The 18,571-nt window shown below is 74.0% G+C and carries 16 protein-coding genes and 5 tRNA genes; 14 read left to right on the top strand and 7 right to left on the bottom strand.

The genetic code is table 11. The features are described from left to right. Positions 1-4 precede the first annotated feature (4 nt). The 6 genes from ACIBNE_RS26745 (at position 5) to ACIBNE_RS26720 (ending at position 9,879) form a co-directional block, all read left to right on the top strand. A complete protein-coding gene (locus tag ACIBNE_RS26745; protein ID WP_399275771.1) occupies positions 5-868 on the top strand; it encodes a MetQ/NlpA family ABC transporter substrate-binding protein in 864 nt (287 codons plus the stop codon). Between the two features lie 169 nt (positions 869-1,037). Beyond that, positions 1,038-1,721 carry a GNAT family N-acetyltransferase gene (locus ACIBNE_RS26740; RefSeq protein WP_399275769.1) on the top strand — a complete coding sequence of 228 codons (684 nt, stop codon included), beginning with the start codon at positions 1,038-1,040 and terminating at the stop codon, positions 1,719-1,721. A gap of 88 nt (positions 1,722-1,809) precedes the next feature. Continuing rightward, positions 1,810-3,030 carry a precorrin-6y C5,15-methyltransferase (decarboxylating) subunit CbiE gene (gene cbiE, locus ACIBNE_RS26735; RefSeq protein ID WP_399275767.1) on the top strand — a complete coding sequence of 407 codons (1,221 nt, stop codon included), beginning with the start codon at positions 1,810-1,812 and terminating at the stop codon, positions 3,028-3,030. A 329-nt stretch (positions 3,031-3,359) separates the two neighbouring features. Further along, complete coding sequence (gene cobT / locus ACIBNE_RS26730; protein WP_399275765.1) at positions 3,360-7,289, top strand: nicotinate-nucleotide--dimethylbenzimidazole phosphoribosyltransferase; 3,930 nt, start codon at positions 3,360-3,362, stop codon at positions 7,287-7,289. Between the two features lie 412 nt (positions 7,290-7,701). Then, complete coding sequence (gene cobA / locus ACIBNE_RS26725) at positions 7,702-8,988, top strand: uroporphyrinogen-III C-methyltransferase (RefSeq protein ID WP_399275763.1); 1,287 nt, start codon at positions 7,702-7,704, stop codon at positions 8,986-8,988. Positions 8,989-9,051: 63 nt separating this feature from the next. Next, entirely contained in the window at positions 9,052-9,879 is an 828-nt protein-coding gene (locus ACIBNE_RS26720; protein WP_399275761.1) for a TrmH family RNA methyltransferase, read from the top strand. 81 nt (positions 9,880-9,960) lie between these two features. Here the strand turns inward: ACIBNE_RS26720 and ACIBNE_RS26715 are convergent, their stop codons facing one another. After that, positions 9,961-11,163, bottom strand: a complete 1,203-nt coding sequence (locus tag ACIBNE_RS26715) for a serine/threonine-protein kinase (protein WP_399275759.1) — start codon at positions 11,161-11,163, stop codon at positions 9,961-9,963. Between the two features lie 205 nt (positions 11,164-11,368). Here ACIBNE_RS26715 and ACIBNE_RS26710 point away from each other — a divergent pair, with 205 nt between their 5' ends. The 4 genes from ACIBNE_RS26710 (at position 11,369) to ACIBNE_RS26695 (ending at position 13,598) form a co-directional block, all read left to right on the top strand. Next, positions 11,369-11,602, top strand: a complete 234-nt coding sequence (locus tag ACIBNE_RS26710) for a hypothetical protein (protein ID WP_399275757.1) — start codon at positions 11,369-11,371, stop codon at positions 11,600-11,602. A gap of 219 nt (positions 11,603-11,821) precedes the next feature. After that, on the top strand, positions 11,822-12,031 hold the full coding sequence (locus ACIBNE_RS26705) for a hypothetical protein (RefSeq protein ID WP_399275755.1): 210 nt from the start codon (positions 11,822-11,824) through the stop codon (positions 12,029-12,031). A gap of 214 nt (positions 12,032-12,245) precedes the next feature. Continuing rightward, entirely contained in the window at positions 12,246-13,238 is a 993-nt protein-coding gene (locus ACIBNE_RS26700; RefSeq protein ID WP_399275753.1) for a phosphotransferase, read from the top strand. Between the two features lie 75 nt (positions 13,239-13,313). Continuing rightward, positions 13,314-13,598 (top strand): zf-TFIIB domain-containing protein, encoded by a 285-nt coding sequence (locus ACIBNE_RS26695; RefSeq protein WP_399275751.1) that lies wholly within the window; start codon positions 13,314-13,316, stop codon positions 13,596-13,598. Positions 13,599-13,717: 119 nt separating this feature from the next. Here ACIBNE_RS26695 and ACIBNE_RS26690 read toward each other — a convergent pair. The 5 genes from ACIBNE_RS26690 to ACIBNE_RS26670 form a co-directional block, all read right to left on the bottom strand. Beyond that, positions 13,718-13,792, bottom strand: a tRNA-Val gene (locus tag ACIBNE_RS26690). 35 nt (positions 13,793-13,827) lie between these two features. After that, positions 13,828-13,899 (bottom strand) — tRNA-Val (locus ACIBNE_RS26685). A 34-nt stretch (positions 13,900-13,933) separates the two neighbouring features. Beyond that, positions 13,934-14,005, bottom strand: a tRNA-Val gene (locus ACIBNE_RS26680). 1 nt (position 14,006) lies between these two features. Beyond that, a tRNA-Cys gene (locus tag ACIBNE_RS26675) sits at positions 14,007-14,080 on the bottom strand. Between the two features lie 39 nt (positions 14,081-14,119). Further along, positions 14,120-14,192, bottom strand: a tRNA-Gly gene (locus ACIBNE_RS26670). A 155-nt stretch (positions 14,193-14,347) separates the two neighbouring features. Between ACIBNE_RS26670 and ACIBNE_RS26665 the strand changes: the two genes are divergently transcribed. The 3 genes from ACIBNE_RS26665 (at position 14,348) to ACIBNE_RS26655 (ending at position 17,178) form a co-directional block, all read left to right on the top strand. After that, the gene (locus ACIBNE_RS26665) at positions 14,348-15,394 is read left to right on the top strand and encodes a chorismate-binding protein (protein WP_399275749.1); all 1,047 of its coding nucleotides are present in this window, start codon (positions 14,348-14,350) and stop codon (positions 15,392-15,394) included. Then, positions 15,395-16,216 (top strand): aminotransferase class IV, encoded by an 822-nt coding sequence (locus tag ACIBNE_RS26660; protein WP_399275747.1) that lies wholly within the window; start codon positions 15,395-15,397, stop codon positions 16,214-16,216. Between the two features lie 125 nt (positions 16,217-16,341). Further along, positions 16,342-17,178: a GNAT family N-acetyltransferase gene (locus tag ACIBNE_RS26655; RefSeq protein ID WP_399275745.1), complete on the top strand. Its 837-nt coding sequence runs from the start codon at positions 16,342-16,344 to the stop codon at positions 17,176-17,178. Positions 17,179-17,209: 31 nt separating this feature from the next. On the opposite strand, the gene ACIBNE_RS26650 is transcribed toward ACIBNE_RS26655, so the two are convergent. After that, on the bottom strand, positions 17,210-17,725 hold the full coding sequence (locus ACIBNE_RS26650) for a DsbA family protein (RefSeq protein ID WP_399275743.1): 516 nt from the start codon (positions 17,723-17,725) through the stop codon (positions 17,210-17,212). Positions 17,726-17,801: 76 nt separating this feature from the next. Between ACIBNE_RS26650 and ACIBNE_RS26645 the strand changes: the two genes are divergently transcribed. Continuing rightward, positions 17,802-18,308, top strand: coding sequence for a hypothetical protein (locus tag ACIBNE_RS26645; protein ID WP_399275741.1), 507 nt, complete (start codon positions 17,802-17,804; stop codon positions 18,306-18,308). Positions 18,309-18,571: the final 263 nt, after the last annotated feature.

Below are 18,571 nucleotides of genomic sequence, written 5' to 3'. Positions count from 1 at the left end.
CTTCGTGCGTAACTCGATCAAGATCACCGCGACCACCGCCGTCGCCGCCGCCCTCGCGCTCGGCCTCACCGCCTGCGGCACCGACTCCGACCCCAAGGCCAAGACCGAATCGGGCGCCAAGGCCGACACGTCCAAGCCGCTGGTGGTCGCCGCCAACCCGACGCCGCACGGCGACATCCTCAAGTTCGTCGAGAAGAACCTCGCCGCGAAGGAGGGCCTGAAACTCCAGGTCAAGGAGTTCACGGACTACGTCCTGCCGAACACCGCGACCGAGAGCGGCCAGGTCGACGCCAACTTCTTCCAGCACAAGCCCTACCTCGACGACTTCAACAAGAAGAAGGGGACCCACATCGTCCCCGTCGTCAACGTGCACCTGGAGCCGCTGGGCCTGTACTCCAAGAAGCTGGAGAGCCTGAAGGACATCAAGTCCGGCCAGACCATCGCGGTGCCCAACGACACCACCAACGGCGGCCGCGCGCTCAAGCTCCTCGCCGACAACGGCCTGATCACGCTGAAGGACGGCGTGGGCGCGAACGGCAAGCTCTCCGACGTCACGGACAAGAAGGGCCTGAAGTTCAAGGAGCTGGAGGCCGCCACGATCCCGCGCGCGATCAGCGAGGTCGACGCCGCGGTCGTCAACGGCAACTACGCCATCGAGGCCAAGCTCAAGCCGTCCACCGACGCCCTCGTGCTGGAGAAGGGCGAGGACAACCCCTACGCCAACTTCCTCGCGGTCAAGGAGGGCAACGAGAAGGACCCGCGCGTCGAGAAGCTCGCCAAGCTCCTCAACTCGCCCGAGGTGAAGAAGTTCATCGAGGACACCTACAAGGACGGCGCGGTCATCCCCGCCTTCGGCCCGGTCAAGTAACCGGACCCGCCAGCGGCCCCCGAGCGGCGCCCCGGTCACCCTCCGCGGTGACCGGGGCGCCGTCGCGCCACCCGGCCATGCACGGCCGCCGCCCCATGCTGCATGCTGTGCCCTTGACGAACCTTCGCGGCCCGCACGCCGCACAACGGTCTTCGGTATGGAGCTGCGCATGACTTCCACCCTTCCGTCCGTCTCCATCAGCACGGACCGGCTGGTGCTGCGCCCCTTCGAAGACGCCGACGTCCCGACCCTCGTCGAGATGATGAACGACGAGGCGGTCACCGCCTGGACCGCCGCCCCCCACCCCTACACCGCGGCCGACGCCGAGCACTGGGTGCGCACCGGGACCCTGACCGAGCGCAGGACGGGGCGAGGAATCGTCTTTGCGGTGACGGAGTTCCTCACCCAACGCCTCGTCGGCACCGTGCGCCTCACCAACACCGACTGGCGCACCCTCGCCACCGAGGTCCACTACGTCACCGCCCCCTGGGCGCGCGGCGAGGGCTACGCGACCGAGTCCGTGCTCGCCGTCGCCCAGTGGCTCTTCCGCGACCGCGGGTTCGAGCGCGTCGAACTGCGCACGGCGGCCGACAACACCGCCGCCCAGCAGGTCGCCCAGAAGACCGGCTGCATCAGCGAGGGCGTCCTGCGCAACGCCTGGATAGCGCGTACGCAGACGGAGGACGGCGGCTGGACCGACATCCGCACCGACCTCATCGTCTGGAGCCTGCTCCCCGAGGACCTGGAGGGCGTCGCCGACCAACTGGTCGACAACGGCGGTTACGGAGTCAGCGGTTACGGGAACGGCGGTTACGGGAACGGCAGCCTCGCCGGTTTCGCCGACTGGAACTGACAGCGGATACGCTCCCCACCAGCCCCCGCAGTCCCTTCTGCGGTTCTTTCGCCCCTTTGCCCCCTCACGCCCCTGGAGAACGACGACGATGGCCGACCGGGTCACGGTGATCGGCTGGGACGGCTCACCCCTCACCCCCGCCGCCAGGTCCGCCCTCTCGGCAGCCACCCTCGTGGCGGGTGCGGGACACCACCTCGTGCTCCCCGAAGTGCCGCCGGGCGCCGAGCGGATCCGCCTCGGCAGCGTCGACCTCGCCGCCCGCAGGATCGCCCTCCACCGCGGCAGCGCCGTCGTGCTCGCCGACGGGGACCCGGGCTTCTTCGGCGTCGTACGCTCCCTGCGCGCCCCCGAGCACGGCCTCGAAGTCGAGGTCGTCCCCGCCGTGTCCGCCGTCGCGACGGCCTTCGCCCGCGCGGGCATGCCCTGGGACGACGCGCAGATCGTCGTCGCCAACCGGCGCACCCTGCGCCGCGCCGTCAACGTCTGCCGCGCCCACAGCAAGGTCGCCGTCCTCACCTCCCCTGGCGCGGGACCCGCCGAACTCGCCCTGCTCCTCGACGGCGTCCACCGCACCTTCGTGATCTGCGAAGAGCTCGGCACCGAGCGCGAACAGGTCTCCGTCCTCACCTCGGACAAGGCCGCCGACCACGCCTGGCGCGACCCCAACGTCGTCATCGTCATCGGCGGCGGCGGTACCGCGGCGGCCCGGGACAACAGCTGGCTCGCGGGCCACGACCCCGGCTACCCCGAATCCTCGGTGCGGGGCTGGGCACTGCCCTTCGACGCGTACGGCGGTACGGCGCACGGCGAGGGGCAGTCACCCGGGCTGCGCGCCGCCCAACTCGCCCGCCTCGGACCGCGCGTCGGCGACCTCGTGTGGGACATCGGCTCGGCCGGCGGCGCCTTCACGGTGGAGGCGGCCCGCTTCGGCGCGGCCGTGCTCGCGGTCGACGGCGACGCGGACGCCTGCTCCCGCACCGCGGCCGCGGCCAGCCGCGCGGGCGTGCGGATCGACGTCGTGCACGGCACGGCCCCGCACGTCCTGGAGAGCCTGCCGGAGCCGGACGTCGTACGGATCGGCGGCGGGGGCCCCGGAGTCGTCACGGCCTGCGCGGACCGCCGTCCCGAACGGATCGTCACGCACGCCGCCAACCGGGACGAGGCGGAGGCGCTCGGGAGGGCGCTCGCCGACGGCGGGTACGAGGTCGAGTGCGCCCTCCTCCAGTCGGTCGAACTCGACCCGAACGCCTGGTCGGAGCGGGAGCGGACCGTGGTCTTCCTGGTGGCCGGGCGGCGCCTGGACCGCTGAGCGGGGTAGGCTGGCCGATCGTTGTACCGCCCGGATGTTCGAGATCGATCGAACGCGAACACCCGGAAGAGGGGCCCGCATTTGCCCCTTGTGTGGTACGGCGAATCCGGGGGACGCGCAACGTGGCGCAGTCCACAGCGGGCCGTGGTGCAAGTGGCTGCCACGGCGGGCGAACGGCCGCGACAATGCATGGTGTCCGCGTGCCGTTCGTGCCGTTTTCGTGCCGCGCGGTGGGCGCGCTCGTTGTTGTTGACGGGCGTCAGCCGCGCCGCGTTCGGACGTACCGGACGATGGGCCGAAGGAGCACTGACGATGGGCGAGGGGTACGCATGACTGACACCGGCCAGGTCCCGGCTGAGGGACTGCCGGAGAACGCAGGCATGGTGGAGCAGCCGGGAGCCCCCGCCCCTGGCGCGTACACCTTCCTCGACCCCTCCGAGCACACCGCGGAGGACGACGACCTGCTGCTGATGCCCGGCGCGCAGGGCGCGTGGAGCGACCCGCAGGTCGTCCCCCCGTCCGTGGCCGTCCCGGCCCAGGTCCCGGCCCAGGCGCAGGTGCCGGACGCCGCGCAGGCACAGGTGCAGGATCCCGCCCAGGGGCTCGTCTCCCGGCTCGTACAGGACACCGCGCAGGCCCAGGCCTCGATGCAGGTGCCCGCCCAGGCGTCCGCGCAGGACCCCGCGCAGGCGTTCGCGCCCGAGGGGCTGCCCGGCGCCGACGGGCTCGTGGCGCAGGCGCCGTTCGCGGACCACCGGGCTCCGTCGCCCGAGCAGCCGTCCCCGTCCGAACAGGGCGTTGCCCCCGTGCCGCCCGCCGAGCCCGCGTTCGCCATGGCCCCCGGCGCTCCCGCAGCCGACCTGGCGGCCGAGGCGTCCGTGCCCGGCGCGCACGAGGTCGGAGGCCGCGACTCGGGCTCCGTCGACCTCAGTGGCGTACGCATCCCGCCGCCCGCCCCCGCGTCGGCGTCCGCCCAGCCGCAGGCCGCGGCCCCGGTGCGCCGCCCGCTGCACATGGGCCCGCCGGTGCCCGAGCCCTCGGTGGGCGTCGTGCGCTCGCTCGCCGACCGGGGCCCCGCGGGCGCGGCCACGCCGCCGACCCGGATGCCCGTGCGCACCCCTGGACCGCCCACGACCGGCCCCGAGTACTTCGACGTCCCGCGCGACGACACGGCGGCCGAGGCGCCGCTGCCGGGTCCGCAGCTCGGCGAGATGCCGCAGGCCGCCGAGCCGTGGACGCCGCAGCCTCCGCAGGCGCAGCAGGAACAGCAGGCGCGGGAACAGCAGGCGGCGCAGCCGGAGCAGGTCCAGCCGGAGCCCGCACAGGCGGATCCCGTACAGCCGCAGCCCGTGCAGGCGGAGCAGGCCCAGGTGCCGGGGGAGCCGGTGCAGGCCGTCGCGCCCGCCGAGGGCGCCGAGCCGGTTGCCGCCGTCGAGCCGGTCGAGCCGCTCGTGGCGGTCGGGCCCAGCGCGCCTGTCGGGCCCGCCGCGTCCGGTGCGCAGGGCGAGCCCGTCGCGGAGGCCGGGCCGGTCGTGGCCGCCGAGCCGACCGGGCCGGACGCCTCGGCCGTGCCGGTGGAGCCCGTGGAGCCCGGGGAGACTCCGGAGGCCGTAGCGCCCGCGCAGTCTGCGGTACCCGAGGCGACCGAAGTGCCCGTGGAGACCGCGGAGCCTGTCGGGGCCGTAGAGCCCGTCGAGATCGCGGAGCCCGCTGAAGCGGCGGAGCCGTCTGCGGCAGTCGAGTCTGCTGAGCCGGTCGTGTCTGCCGAGGCGCAGGAGTCGACGGAGACGCAGGAGTCGGCCGAGACGCAGGAGTCGACGGAGTCTCAGGAGGTACGGGAGGCGCCGGAGTCGCTGGAATCTCCGGAGGCCGCCGAGCAGGCCGAGCCCGTGGAACCCCAGCAGTCACAGCAGACCCCGCAGGGTCCGATCGTCCCGCAGGCCCCTGCCGCCCCAGCAGAAACGGTCGTCCCGGAGCCCGCCGCCCAGGAGCCGGTGGCCCCGGCCGAGGGCGAGCCCGAGGCACAGCAGGCCGAGCAGTCGGCCGAGGCGGAGACCGGGGCCCAGGAACCCCAGGTCCAGGAGGACCTGACGCAGGAGCCGGAGCCCCAGGCCCAGCCCGAGGCCGAGGCCGAAGCCGCGGCCGCCGTCCCGGCGCCGCGCGACGGCGGACCGGTCGCACCGCTTCCCGAGGCCGAGGCCGAGGCACAGCCGCAGGCCCCCGGGACCGAGGCCGTCGTCCAGGTCGCCGAAGCCCCTGCCGAGGCCGTCGCCGACGCGCCGCAGGAGCCCGTCACAGCCGTGGCCCCCGCCCCCGCCCCCGCCCCCGTGGCGGAGGAGGCGCCGCTCGACGCGCGGCCCGAGGACGAGCAGGAGGCCCCGACCGAGATCTCCGCGGACTCGATCCCGGTCGTCCCCACCGACACGCCCGCCGACGCCCCGGCCGAAGCCGTCGACCCCGAAGCCGTAGACCCCGGGGCCGACGCCGCCCCCGTCGCCGAGCAGCCCGCCGACGAGCAGGTCGGCGCGCCGCCCGCCCCCGGCTACGACGAGGCCGAGCGCGAAGCGGTCCTGCGCGTCATGCGCGAGCGCCGCGACATCCGCAACGGCTTCCGCGGCGACCCCATTCCGCACGAGGTGCTGCTGCGGGTCCTGGAGGCGGCCCACACGGCGCCGTCCGTCGGCCACTCGCAGCCCTGGGACTTCGTGGTCATCCGCTCGGCGGAGACCCGGCGCACCATGCACGAGCTGGCGACGCGTCAGCGCGACGCGTACGCCAAGTCGCTGCCCAAGGGCCGGGCGAAGCAGTTCAAGGAACTGAAGATCGAGGCCATCCTCGACACCCCGGTCAACATCGTCGTCACCGCCGACCCGACCCGGGGCGGCCGCCACACCCTCGGCCGCCACACGCAGCCGCAGATGGCGCCGTACTCCTCGGCGCTGGCCGTGGAGAACCTGTGGCTCGCGGCGCGCGCCGAGGGCCTGGGCGTCGGCTGGGTCAGCTTCTTCGACGAGCGCGAGATGGTCCGTGCGCTCGGCCTGCCCGAGCACCTGGAGGTCGTGGCGTACCTCTGCGTCGGCTACGTCGACGAGTTCCCCGAGGAGCCCGAGCTGATGCAGGCGGGCTGGTCCAAGCGCCGCCCGCTGTCCTGGGTCGTGCACGAGGAGACGTACGGCCGCCGGGCCCTGCCGGGCGAGGAGCCGCACGACCTCGTCCAGGAGACGATCGCGGGCATCCGCCCGCTGGACGCCAAGGCGCTCGGCGAGGCGTGGGAGCGCCAGAAGCGGATGACCAAGCCGGCCGGCGCGCTCGGCATGCTGGAGATCATCTCGGCGCAGCTGTCCGGCCTGTCGCGGATGTGCCCGCCGCCGATCCCTGAGCCGGCCGCCGTTGCGATCTTCGCGGGCGACCACGGGGTGCACGCGCAGGGCGTCACGGCCTGGCCCCAGGAGGTGACCGGCCAGATGGTCGCGAACTTCCTCGGCGGCGGCGCGGTCTGCAACGCGTTCGCGACGCAGGTCGGCGCCGAGGTCTGCGTGATCGACGTGGGCGTCGCGTCCGACCTCCCGGCCACGCCCGGCCTGCTGCCGCGCAAGGTGCGGCCGGGCACCGCCGACTTCACGACCGGCCCCGCGCTCAGCCGCGAGGACGTGCTCGCCGCGATCGAGGTGGGCATCGAGACCGCGCGCGACCTGGTGGCGGCGGGCAACAAGGCCCTGCTGACCGGCGAGATGGGCATCGCGAACACCACGGTGTCCGCCGCCCTCATCGCGGTCTACACGGGCGTCGACCCGGCCGAGATCACCGGGCGGGGCACGGGCATCAACGACGAGATGCACGCCCGCAAGGTGGACGTGGTGCGGCGCGCGCTCGAACTCCACCAGCCCGACCCGGCGGACCCGATCGGGGTCCTGGCGGCGGTCGGCGGCCTGGAGCACGCGGCGATGGTCGGACTGATCCTGGGCGGCGCCTCGCTGCGGACGCCGGTGATCCTGGACGGCGTGAGCGCGGGCGCGGCGGCGCTGGTCGCACGGGCGGTCGCCCCCGAGTCGCTGGCCGCGTGCATCGCGGGCCACCGCAGCGCGGAGCCCGGCCACGTGGCGGCCCTCAACAAGCTGGGCCTGCGCCCGCTGGTCGACCTGGACCTGCGCCTGGGCGAGGGCACGGGCGCGCTGCTGGCGCTGCCGGTGGTGCAGAGCGCCGCGCGGGCGATGCACGAGGTGGCGACGTTCGACTCGGCGGGCGTCACGGAGAAGTAGCGGGTCCGGGGGAGGGGGCACCGCTTCGCCTGCGGCGGAGCCGCGCATCGGCACAGCCCCGCGCCCCGTCAGGGGCGCGGGGAACCGCGCGAGGGCGGGGCAGGTGCCGCACGTGCCCCCCCCGAGCCCCCGGCAGGGTTGCGGGAAGGGGCGGGTGGGGGACAGCGCCGCAGGCAGCGGCCGCCCCGGGTGACGGCACCCTCCCCGACCACGGCCCGTACAGTGTCCTCGTACCCCTGCAACCCCTCCCACCAGCCGCTTCACCGCCGAAGCGGCCCGCGCCCCGCGTAACGCGTACGCCCACAGGGCAACACGCGCGCGCAACACGCACCGCACACGATGCACCCGTGCCGTGCACGGCACCCCCGAACCCCGTCCCCGCCCCCCCGCCCGCCCCCGAGGAGCCGCCATCATGACCGCCGCGCCCGCCCCGGCCTCCGCACAGCCCGGTCGGCCGACCCACCCCGCCTACCCCGTCGGCCTCCGCCTCACCGGCCGCCGCGTGGTCGTACTCGGCGGCGGACAGGTGGCCCAGCGCCGCCTGCCCGCCCTCATCGCGGCAGGCGCGGACATCACCCTGGTCTCGCCCTCGGCGACCCCTTCCGTGGACGCCATGGCGGCGGCGGGCGAGATCACCTGGATACGGCGGCGCTACGCGGAGGGCGACCTCGCCGACGCCTGGTACGCCCTCATCGCGACCAGCGACCCCGAGGCGAACGCCACGGCCTCCGCCGAGGCCGAGCGGGGCCGCACCTGGTGCGTCCGCTCCGACGACGCCTCGGCCGCCACCGCCTGGACCCCGGCGACGGGCCGCTCCGAGGGCGTCACGGTCGCGGTCCTCAGCGAGACCGAGACCCCCAACCCCCGGCACACCGCCGCCATCCGCGACGCGATCGTCGAGGGCCTGCGCGACGGCACCCTCGCCGCCCCCCAGTTCCGCACCCGCACCCCGGGCGTCGCCCTCGTCGGCGGCGGCCCAGGCGACCCGGACCTGATCACGGTCAGGGGCCGCCGCCTCCTCGCCGAGGCGGACGTGGTCATCGCCGACCGCCTCGGCCCCCGCGACCTCCTGGACGAACTGCCGCCGCACGTCGAGGTCATCGACGCGGCGAAGATCCCGTACGGCCGCTTCATGGCCCAGGAGGCCATCAACAACGCGCTGATCGAGCACGCCAGGGCGGGCAGGGCCGTGGTCCGCCTCAAGGGCGGCGACCCGTTCGTCTTCGGCCGCGGCATGGAGGAGGCCCAGGCGCTCGCCGCCGAGGGCATCGCCTGCACGGTCGTCCCCGGCATCTCCAGCTCGATCTCCGTGCCCGGCGCGGCCGGCATCCCGGTCACGCACCGGGGCGTGGCCCACGAGTTCACCGTCGTCAGCGGCCACGTCGCGCCCGACGACGAGCGCTCGCTGGTCGACTGGGAGGCCGTCGCCCGGATGCGCGGCACGATCGTCGTCCTGATGGGCGTCGACAAGATCGGTGCGATCGCCCAGGCGCTGATCGGGTACGGCAGGTCCCCCGACACCCCGCTGGCCCTGGTCCAGGAGGGCACCACCCACGCCCAGCGCAGGGTGGACGCCACGCTGGCGACGGTCGCCGAGCGGGTGAAGGCCGAGGACGTGCGCCCGCCCGCGGTCATCGTCATCGGCGACGTGGTGCACCAGGGCCCCGGCACGGCGACCGGCACCGCCCCCGCGAAGTAACCGCGGGTAACCATCCCCGCCCCAGCCGTTGGCACCACTCACCGGACAAGGCAGTATCACCCTGTGGCCGATCTCAGCAGCATCGAAACCATCGAGGACCCCGACGACCCCCGCCTGCGGGACTACACGGGCCTGACCGACGTCGAGCTCAGGCGCAGGCGGGAGCCCGCCGAGGGCCTGTTCATCGCCGAGGGCGAGAAGGTCATCAGGCGCGCCAAGCACGCCGGGTACGAGATGCGCTCGATGCTGCTCTCCTCGAAGTGGGTCGACGTCATGCGCGACGTCATCGACGAGGTCCCGGCGCCGGTGTACGCGGTCAGCCCGGAGCTCGCCGAGCGCGTCACCGGCTACCACGTGCACCGCGGCGCCCTCGCGTCGATGCAGCGCAAGCCGCTCCCGACGGCCGACGACCTCCTGGCGACGGCCCGCCGGGTGGTCGTCATGGAAGCGATCAACGACCACACGAACATCGGGGCGATCTTCCGCAGCGCCGCCGCGCTCGGCATGGACGCGGTGCTGCTCTCGCCGGACTGCGCCGACCCGCTCTACCGCCGCTCGGTGAAGGTCTCCATGGGCGCGGTCTTCTCCGTCCCGTACGCCCGTCTGGAGGCATGGCCCAAATCCCTCGAAACGGTCAGGGAGGCGGGCTTCAGGCTGCTCGCGCTGACCCCCGACGAGAAGGCCTCCGACATCGACGACGCCGCGCCGCACCGCCTCGACCGGGTCGCGCTGATGCTCGGCGCCGAGGGCGACGGACTGTCCACGCGCGCCCTGATGGCCGCGGACGAGTGGGTGCGGATCCCGATGGCGCACGGCGTCGACTCGCTGAACGTGGGCGCGGCGGCGGCGGTGGCGTTCTACGCGGTGGCCACGGGCCGTCCGACCGGCTGATCGGGCAGCACGCGCCAGGTACGGCGAAGGCGGCCGGTCCCCGGGGACCGGCCGCCTTCGCCGTACCTGCCGCGCCGCGCCCTACAACTGCTGCGCCGCCGCGATCCCCAGCGCCACGATCAGCGTCACCACCACGAACACGATGAGCCGCTGGCGCAGCAGCCGCGGATTCGCCGGCCTGCGTCCCGGACGCGTTCCGGTCCGCCCCGAGCGCGTCGTGTTCCGCGCCGTCCGGGGGCGCGAGCCCCCCGTCCGCGCGCCGCCCGAACCACCGGTGCGCGGCCCGCCGCCTCCCGTACCGGGCGATCCTCCCGTGCGCGGCGACGAGGCGCGCGGGGCCTGCGCGGCGGCGCCCCGCTGGGTGGTCCGCTCGGTGTACCGCTCCGTCATCCGGCCCGTCGGCCGGTCGAGCTCGCGGTCCCGCTCGCCGCGCGGCGCGGGCGGCCTGGCCTCGGAGAGGCCCTGCGCCTCCCTGGCGGCGATCTCCTTCAGCCGCAGGGACAGCTGGAGCGTGCTGGGACGCTCCTCGGGGTCCTTCGCCAGGCAGGCGCGCACCAGCGGGGCCAGCGCGTCGTGCACCCCGTGCAGCTGCGCCTCCTCGTGGACGACGCGGTACAGCATGACCTCGGAACTTCCGTGCCCGAAGGGCGAGTCGGCCGTCATGGCGTACGCGAGCGTCGCGCCCAGCGCGAAGACGTCCGTCGCCGGGGTGACCGCGGCGCCGCGCACCTGCTCGGGCGCGAGGAAGCCGGGCGAACCCACCGCCGTGCCGACGTGGGTGAGCGTGCTGGCGCCGGTCGCCCAGGCGATCCCGAAGTCGATGATCCGGGGGCCCTTGGGGGAGAGGAGGATGTTCGACGGCTTCAGGTCGCGGTGCACGACCCCGGCCTCGTGGACGGCCACCAGGCCCTCCGAGAGCGCGGCCCCGATGGCGGCGACCTCGGCGGCCGACAGCGGGCCCACCTCGTTCACCTTGTCGTGCAGCGAGGGGCCGGGCACGTACTGCGTGGCGAACCAGGGCCGGTCCGCCTCCAGGTCGGCCGCGACCAGCCGGGCCGTGCAGCCGCCCCTGATCCGCCGGGCCGCCGACACCTCGCGCGCGAACCGGGACCTGAACTCCTGGTCCTCCGCCAGGTCGGGCCGGATCACCTTGAGCGCGACCCGCTGGCCGCGCCGGTCCGAGCCCAGGTAGACGACCCCCATGCCGCCGGCGCCCAGCCGCCGGTGCAGCCGGAACGAGCCGACGACACGCGGATCCTCGCGCCGGAGCCGCATCATCGCCATGTCCGCCCATCCCCGCTGCCTGGTCCGTGTGACGGGGCACAGCTTACGTACCCGTGGCCCGGCGCGCTCAGAGGCCGCGCCCTCGCCGACCGATCGATTGTCAGTGCCCGGTGGGAAACTCGAAAGGCGGTCAGGAAGCGGCAGATCCCGGCCTCCTGGCGCACGCACGGCCTCAAAGGTCCGTCACAGAAGGGGGATTGGATCCATGAAGGGTGACCGGGTGGAGATAGTGGTGGACGCGGGGGACACGACGCGCACCTACGAAGTGGTGGCGAGCAGGGCGGGTCGCAGGGTGGAGACCGCGGTGCGCAGGGGGGTGGTCGAAGTGAGTGAAGTCACACGCAACGGCTCGGTGGTGCGTACGGCGCGGTTCATGGCCAATCGGGTGCTCGCCCTCGTCGAACAGCCCGTTCCCAGGGAAGACGCGTCGGAGGCGTAGCGACCCCTCCGGGAAGACCCCCGGGTCCCGGGCCGGTGTCTCCACCCTGGGGAGTACGCCGACGGCGGGGGAGTCCTCCTGCGGGAGGCCCAGGAATCGGTACGAGGGCATGACGCCAGGGCCTTCGGGGGTCCGTAGATTTGAGGTCAAGCGGCGGGCGCAGCACTCGTCCCCCGAGGTCAGACGCCCGCCGCTCCAAGACAGGACAGGAGAGGGACCATGGCGGACACGGCCACGCGGACGATCCTCCGCACGCAGGGGCGCAAGGCGTACGCCGCGTTCGGCGGCGGCCGGTCCGGCCCCCGTCGCCACCCCCTGGTGGCCACCGCCATGGTGCTTCCCTTCGCGGCCCTGCTGGTCATCGTCTTCGGTGGCTGGGACGCAGTGGTCACACAGGCGTCGTCCGTGGGCGTGATGCTGGGGCGCTGAGCGGCGCCCCGGGTCCGGGTGAGCGGCCCGGACCGGGGACATCTGGCCCTTAACCCCGTGGGGACGGGGGTGCGGCGGACGGCAGCGTTTGGCCGGTGAGCTGGGGAGCTCACCGGCCATCGCGCTGTCCGCGCCCGTGTCTCCTTCCGTACGCGTCCTCCCCCGTACCGTCCTCCCCCGCACGCCGCCTCGGAGGTCCGCGTACGCTCCCCGGGTGAGGACCACACCCGCCGCGGGCGCCGAGCTCGTCACCTCCCTGACGGCCCTGGCCCGCACGGCCCCCGCAGCGCCCCCCGTCGAAGCCGCCCGCGCGGACGACGGCGCCGTCGGTCCTGCCGTCCTCGCCGACCGCCCGGACGGCACCGTCGTCCGGGTCGGCGCCGTCGTCGCCAAGGCGCACGCCCCCGACGCCGACCCCGGCGCCCTCGCGGTCCGTCTCGCGGTCGCGGCCCACCCCCTCCTCGACGGCGTCCTCCTGCCCCCGCTGCCCGCCGCGACCGGCACCGTCCACGGCCGCCCCGCCACCCTCTGGCCGTACGGCACCCCGGTCGCCCCCGACGACCCGGACGCCGCCCCCTGGGCCGAGGCCGCCGCGCTGCTCGCCCGGCTGCACGGCACGAGGATCCCCGACGGCGACCTCCCCGCCCCGCTCCCGCCGATGCGCGGCCCCGCGAAGGCGGCGCTCGCCGTGGCCAGGATGCGGGCCTCGGGAGCGCCCCGCCGCGCCACGGAGCCCGTCGAGCGCGCCTGGCTCACCCTTCCGCCCTGGGCCAGGGGCGAGGCTCCCGCACCCGGTCCCGCCCGCCTCTGCCACGGCGACCTCCACCTCGGCCAACTGGTCCGCCACCCGGCTCCCGACGGCCGCTGGCTCCTCATCGACGTGGACGACCTGGGCGTCGGCGACCCCGCCTGGGACCTGGCCCGTCCCGCCGCCTGGTTCGCGGCCGGCCTCCTGCCGCCGGAGATCTGGGACCGCTTCCTCTGCGCGTACCGAGCCGCCGGCGGCCCCGCCGTGCGCCCGGCGGGCGACCCCTGGCCCGAGCTGGACGTCCCCGCGCGGGCCCTGACCGTGCAGACGGCGGCACTCGCGCTGGCCAAGGCGGCCGCGGAGGGCCGTACGACGGACGAGGTGGAGGAGGTGGTGCTGGGCGCTTGTTCCCGAATTGCAGCACTCCCGGCCCAGTTGGGGCCCGTACCCCCGTCGTAGGGTGAACCGACCGCCGCCGGGCATGCATTCCGGCGATCCGTCGGCGGCGTAGAACGGCGAGGAGCTGAGCAGACCATGCAGTGTCCCAAGTGCCATGCAGCGATGCACACGTACAACCGCAACGGCGTCCAGATCGAGCAGTGCAGCGGCTGCCGCGGGATCTTCCTCGACTATGGGGAGCTGGAGTCGCTGACCCGCCTCGAAGCGCAGTGGATGCAGCAGGCCCCGCCCCCGCCCGCCTCCTACCCCGCGCCGCCGGTCGCCCCCGCCGCCCCGGCCTGGGGAGCCCCGCACCACGGTGGCCACCACGGCGGTCACTACCGGCAGAAGGGCTTCGGCCGGATGCTCTTCTCCTCCTGACGGCCGTCGCGCGCCAGTGGGCCCGGAAACCCGTGCGGGGGGACCGGGCCCCGGCCCGTGCTTCCCGCACGCCGCACGCACGAAGAAGCCCCCGGTCGACGACCGGGGGCTTCTTCGTATGGTGCGCGATACTGGGATTGAACCAGTGACCTCTTCCGTGTCAGGGAAGCGCTCTCCCGCTGAGCTAATCGCGCGGGGGATCCGAAGACCCAGGGTGAAGCATACTGCGTGCGCGATACTGGGATTGAACCAGTGACCTCTTCCGTGTCAGGGAAGCGCTCTCCCGCTGAGCTAATCGCGCGGGGGATCCGAAGATCCAGGACCCTAAGGTCCAGTGGACGATACTGGGATTGAACCAGTGACCTCTTCCGTGTCAGGGAAGCGCTCTCCCGCTGAGCTAATCGTCCTTGGAGGTGGAGACGGGATTTGAACCCGTGTAGACGGCTTTGCAGGCCGTTGCCTCGCCTCTCGGCCACTCCACCAGGAGTGAATACGGGGGTTCGGGAAGATCCCCCACATCGAGCGGACGACGAGATTCGAACTCGCGACCCTCACCTTGGCAAGGTGATGCTCTACCAACTGAGCCACGTCCGCTTGTCGTTTCCGTTTCGCTTGCGCGTCCCGGCGACGTGTTGAACTCTAGCGGATTCCTGGGCCAGCACAAAAACGCGTTTGTGCAGCGTGCTGCGGTGCGCCCCGCTCCGCCCGCCCTCCGGCAGGTCATCACGGCCCGACCTAGACTCACAGGCGTGCACCAGCTCGCTCCTCTGGCCCGCTTCGGCGACCTCGTGGCCACCGACCTCCAGGACGTCACCAGTGACCCGGAGGCCCTGGACTCCGCCGGCTTCTGGGCCGTCTCGGCCGACTTCGAAGGCCGCCTCGTCTGCGCCCGCTTCGCGCGCGTGACCAGGCAGCCCGTCCCCGCCCCCGTACCCGGGGCCTGGCAAGGGCCCGGGGCGGACGACTGGACGTCCTCCCTGGACCGGGCCGCCTATACGGAAGGCGTGCGCCGCATCCGCGCGCACATCGCGGCCGGGGAGGTCTACCAGGCGAACCTCTGCCGCGTCCTGTCCGCGCCCGTCGCCCCCGACGCCGACGTGGACGCGCTCACCGCGCTCCTCGCGCGCGGCAACCCCGCCCCGTACGCGGGAACGGTCCGCGTCCCCTCGCACGGCGTGGAGATCGCCACCGCGTCCCCCGAGCTGTTCCTGCGCAGGGAGGGGCGCACGGTGGAGTCCGGGCCGATCAAGGGCACCGGGCGCACCGAGGCGGACCTCCTGGAGAAGGACTACGCCGAGAACGTGATGATCGTGGACCTGGTCCGCAACGACCTGGGCCGCGTCTGCGCCACCGGCTCGGTCACCGTCCCCGACCTCTGCGTGGTCGAGAAGCACCCCGGACTCGTCCACCTCGTCTCCGCCGTGCGCGGGGAGCTGGCCGAGGGGCAGGGGTGGCGCGGGCTCCTCGGCGCCGCATTCCCGCCCGGCTCGGTCACCGGCGCGCCCAAGTCCAGCGCGCTGCGGATCATCGAGGCGCTGGAGACGGCGCCCCGCGGCCCCTACTGCGGCGGGATCGGCTGGGTCGACGCGGACCGCGCCACCGCCTCCCTCGCGGTCGGCATACGCACCTTCTGGATCGACCGCACGGACGCGGGGGCCGTCCTGCGCTTCGGCACGGGCGCGGGCATCACCTGGGGATCGGACCCGGAGGGGGAGTGGGCGGAGACCGAGCTGAAGGCGTCGCGCCTGCTCGCGGTAGCGTCGGGCAGCCACCAGGAGACGGGAAGGACCAGCTAGATGAAGGTGTGGGTCAACGGCGGGCTGTACGAGGCCGAGGCCGCCAGGGTGTCCGTGCTCGACCACGGGCTGACCGTGGGCGACGGGGTCTTCGAGACGGTCAAGGCGGTCGGGGGGCGCCCCTTCGCGCTCGGCCGCCATCTGGACCGCCTCACCCGCTCCGCGCTGGGGCTCGGGCTGCCCGAGCCCGACCTGGACGAGGTGCGCCGCGCCTGCGCCGCCGTGCTCGAAGCCAATCCGATGCCGCTCGGGCGGCTGCGCATGACGTACACCGGAGGGCTCTCCCCGCTCGGCTCGGACCGGGGCGACGCGGGGCCGACGCTGGTCGTCGCGCTCGGCGAGTCGGCGCCCCGGCCCGACAGCACCGCCGTGATCACCGTCCCCTGGACCCGCAACGAACGCAGCGCGCTCGCCGGGCTCAAGACGACCTCGTACGCGGAGAACGTCGTCGCGCTCGCCAGGGCCCACGGCCGGGGCGCGTCCGAGGCGCTCTTCGCGAACACCGTGGGACAGCTCTGCGAGGGCACGGGGTCGAACGTCTTCGTGGTCGTCGACGGACAGCTGCACACCCCGCCGGTCGCGTCGGGCTGCCTCGCCGGGATCACCCGCGCCCTGGCCGTGGAGTGGACGGGCGCCCTGGAGACCGACCTGCCGTTCGACGTCCTGGAGAGCGCCGACGAGGTCTTCCTGACCTCGACGCTCCGCGACGTGCAGGCCGTCCACGCGGTCGACGGCCGCGCGCTCGCCGACGCACCGGGCCCCGTCACCGCGAAGGCCATGCGGATCTTCGAGGAGCGGGCGGCGGAGAATCCGGAGCCGTAGACCCCGGAGCCGTAGACCCCGGAGCAGTGGAGGCCGGAGCCGTGGACCCCGCCGGGGGCGCGGTCGGCGGGAGCGGGGCGGAAAACCGGATGACGGGGCCCGGCGCGATGGGTAGAACACCCGTGATGACCACGACCCTGCGGCCGACCGGGCCGCTCCAGCAGGGCGCCGACGGCGCCAAGTCGCGCACCTACGAGGTCTGTGTGAACAGCAGGCCCGTCGGGGGGCTGACGATCTCCACCGACCCCGGCTTCGGCCCCGAGGCGGGGGTGATCGCGGACCTGCACATAGACGAGCCCGACCGGCGCAGGGGCCGGGGCACCGTCGCGGCCCTCGCGGCCGAGGAGGTGCTGCGCGGCTGGCGCTGCGGCCAGGTGCTGGTCTCCGTGCCCGCCGGGGCCGGGCCCGCGCTCCGGCTCGCCGCCGCCCTCGGCTACGCCGAGCGCAGCCGCAACATGGTCAAGACCCTGTCGGCGGCGCCCGGGCTGCCGGACGGCGTGACCGTGCGCCCCATGACTGAGGAGGAGTACGGGACCTGGGAGGCACGGTCGACCGAGGGCTTCGCGCAGAGCTGGATCGACCGGGGCATGCCCGAGGCGCAGGCCAGGGCGAAGGCCGAGGCGAGCCGCCGGGAGAACCTCCCCCGGGGACTGGCCACTCCAGGCACCGAGCTGAACGTCGTCGTCAAGGACGGCGCGATGGTCGGCTGGCTGTGGACCGGGCGGCGCGAGCTGGCCCCCGGCGACGAGGCCGCCTTCGTGTACGACATCGAGGTCGCCGAGGAGCAGCGCGGCCGGGGGTACGGGCGGGCGCTGATGCTGCTCGCCGAGCGGATCGCGGTGGAGTCGGGGGCGGCGCGCCTCGGACTCCACGTCTTCGCGGGCAACACCCCCGCGCTGCGGCTGTACGAGTCGCTGGGCTTCGAGACGACCTCGGTCAACAGCTTCAAGCGCCTGCTCTGACCGCCCGCTCCGGCCGCGCCCCCTCCGGGGCTCAGCCCTGCCGCGCGAGCAGGCGCTCCGCGATCTCCGTGATGCGCTCGCGCAGCCCCTCCTGGCTCTTGCCGCCGTCCAGGCGCTCGTCGCCGATCACGTACGTCGGGGTGCCGGTCACGCCGATGGCCTTGCCCTCGGCCTGGTCGGCGTCGACGATCAGGATGTGCCGGCCGTCGACGAGGGCGGTGTCGAACTCGTCGGCGTCGAGCCCCAGCCGGCGGGCGGTGTCGAGCAGGACCGGCTCGCCCTCGTCCTTCAACTCCGAGGTGCGCGCGAGCAGCGCCTCCGCGTACGGCATGCCCTTGCCCTGCGCGAGGGCCTCCTCGGCTGCCTGGGCGGCGGCGAAGGCGTGCTTGTTCTTCTCCAGCGGGAAGTGGCGCAGCCTGATGTCGATCCGGTCGCCGAAGTGCGCGCGCAGGGCGTTCAGATCGCCCAGGGCGGTGTGGCAGTCGGGGCACTGGAGGTCGCACCAGACGTCCAGGACGACGGGGGCGGGGGAGGGGGAATCGCTCATGGAAGCAGTCTCGCATCCCTGAGATCACCCTGATCTCCGGCTCGGACGTGGCCCGGGAGGGGCCGCGCGGTGCAGGATGGAAGGGTCATACCGCCCACGCCACACAGCCAGACCCCTATGCATGGAGGACCGGATGCTGCTCGCCGAGACGATATGTTCCGCGGTGTCCGCGGCCGGCCTGGGCATCGCGGCCATCACCGCGTACCGCAAGCGGTTCCTCTCCGCGACCCGCATCGCCGCGTACGCGCTGGTGCCGGTCGGTCTGGTGATGACCGGTGTCGTCGACTGGGTGACCGGCGTGGTCTTCAAGCCGAGCGTGTGGGTCGGCTTCGGCGTGCTGGGGCTCGCCTGGCTGCTCTTCACCACCACGCGGGCGATCGAGCGCAGGAGCGGTTCCACGCGGGCCGAGCGCAAGGCGGCCAGGGCCGCGCAGCGCGAGGCCGTGGCGCCCGCGGCCTCGGCGCCCTCGCTGCCGGGCGGCGGGGCGGTGGCGCGGCCGAAGCCGAAGGCCAAGCCGCAGTCGGCCGGCGCGGGTGAGGACTTCAGCGACATCGAGGCGATCCTGAAGAAGCACGGCATCTGAGAGCCGGTGTCCGAGCCGCGGCCGTATCGCGCCGGGGAGCACCGGCCGGTTCGCGACTCTCCGTGGCCGGTTCCGGCCGTATGCCGAGCCGGGTCCCGAGAATGCGGGAAAGCGCGTACATGATGCGAAATGCGCGGAACGCTCTCGGTCGTGAATGGCCGCCGAAAAGCGGAATGCGCGGCCGCCGAATGTGGAGATCGCGAATTGTTCGTCAAAACCGTTGGGCGGCACGCTTCATGAGCCCGATGTGAGTTCCATGGGCC

This window comes from Streptomyces sp. NPDC050504 (genome assembly GCF_044458065.1).
Lineage (GTDB): Bacteria > Actinomycetota > Actinomycetes > Streptomycetales > Streptomycetaceae > Streptomyces.
This window is presented reverse-complemented; position numbering and strand designations above follow the sequence as displayed.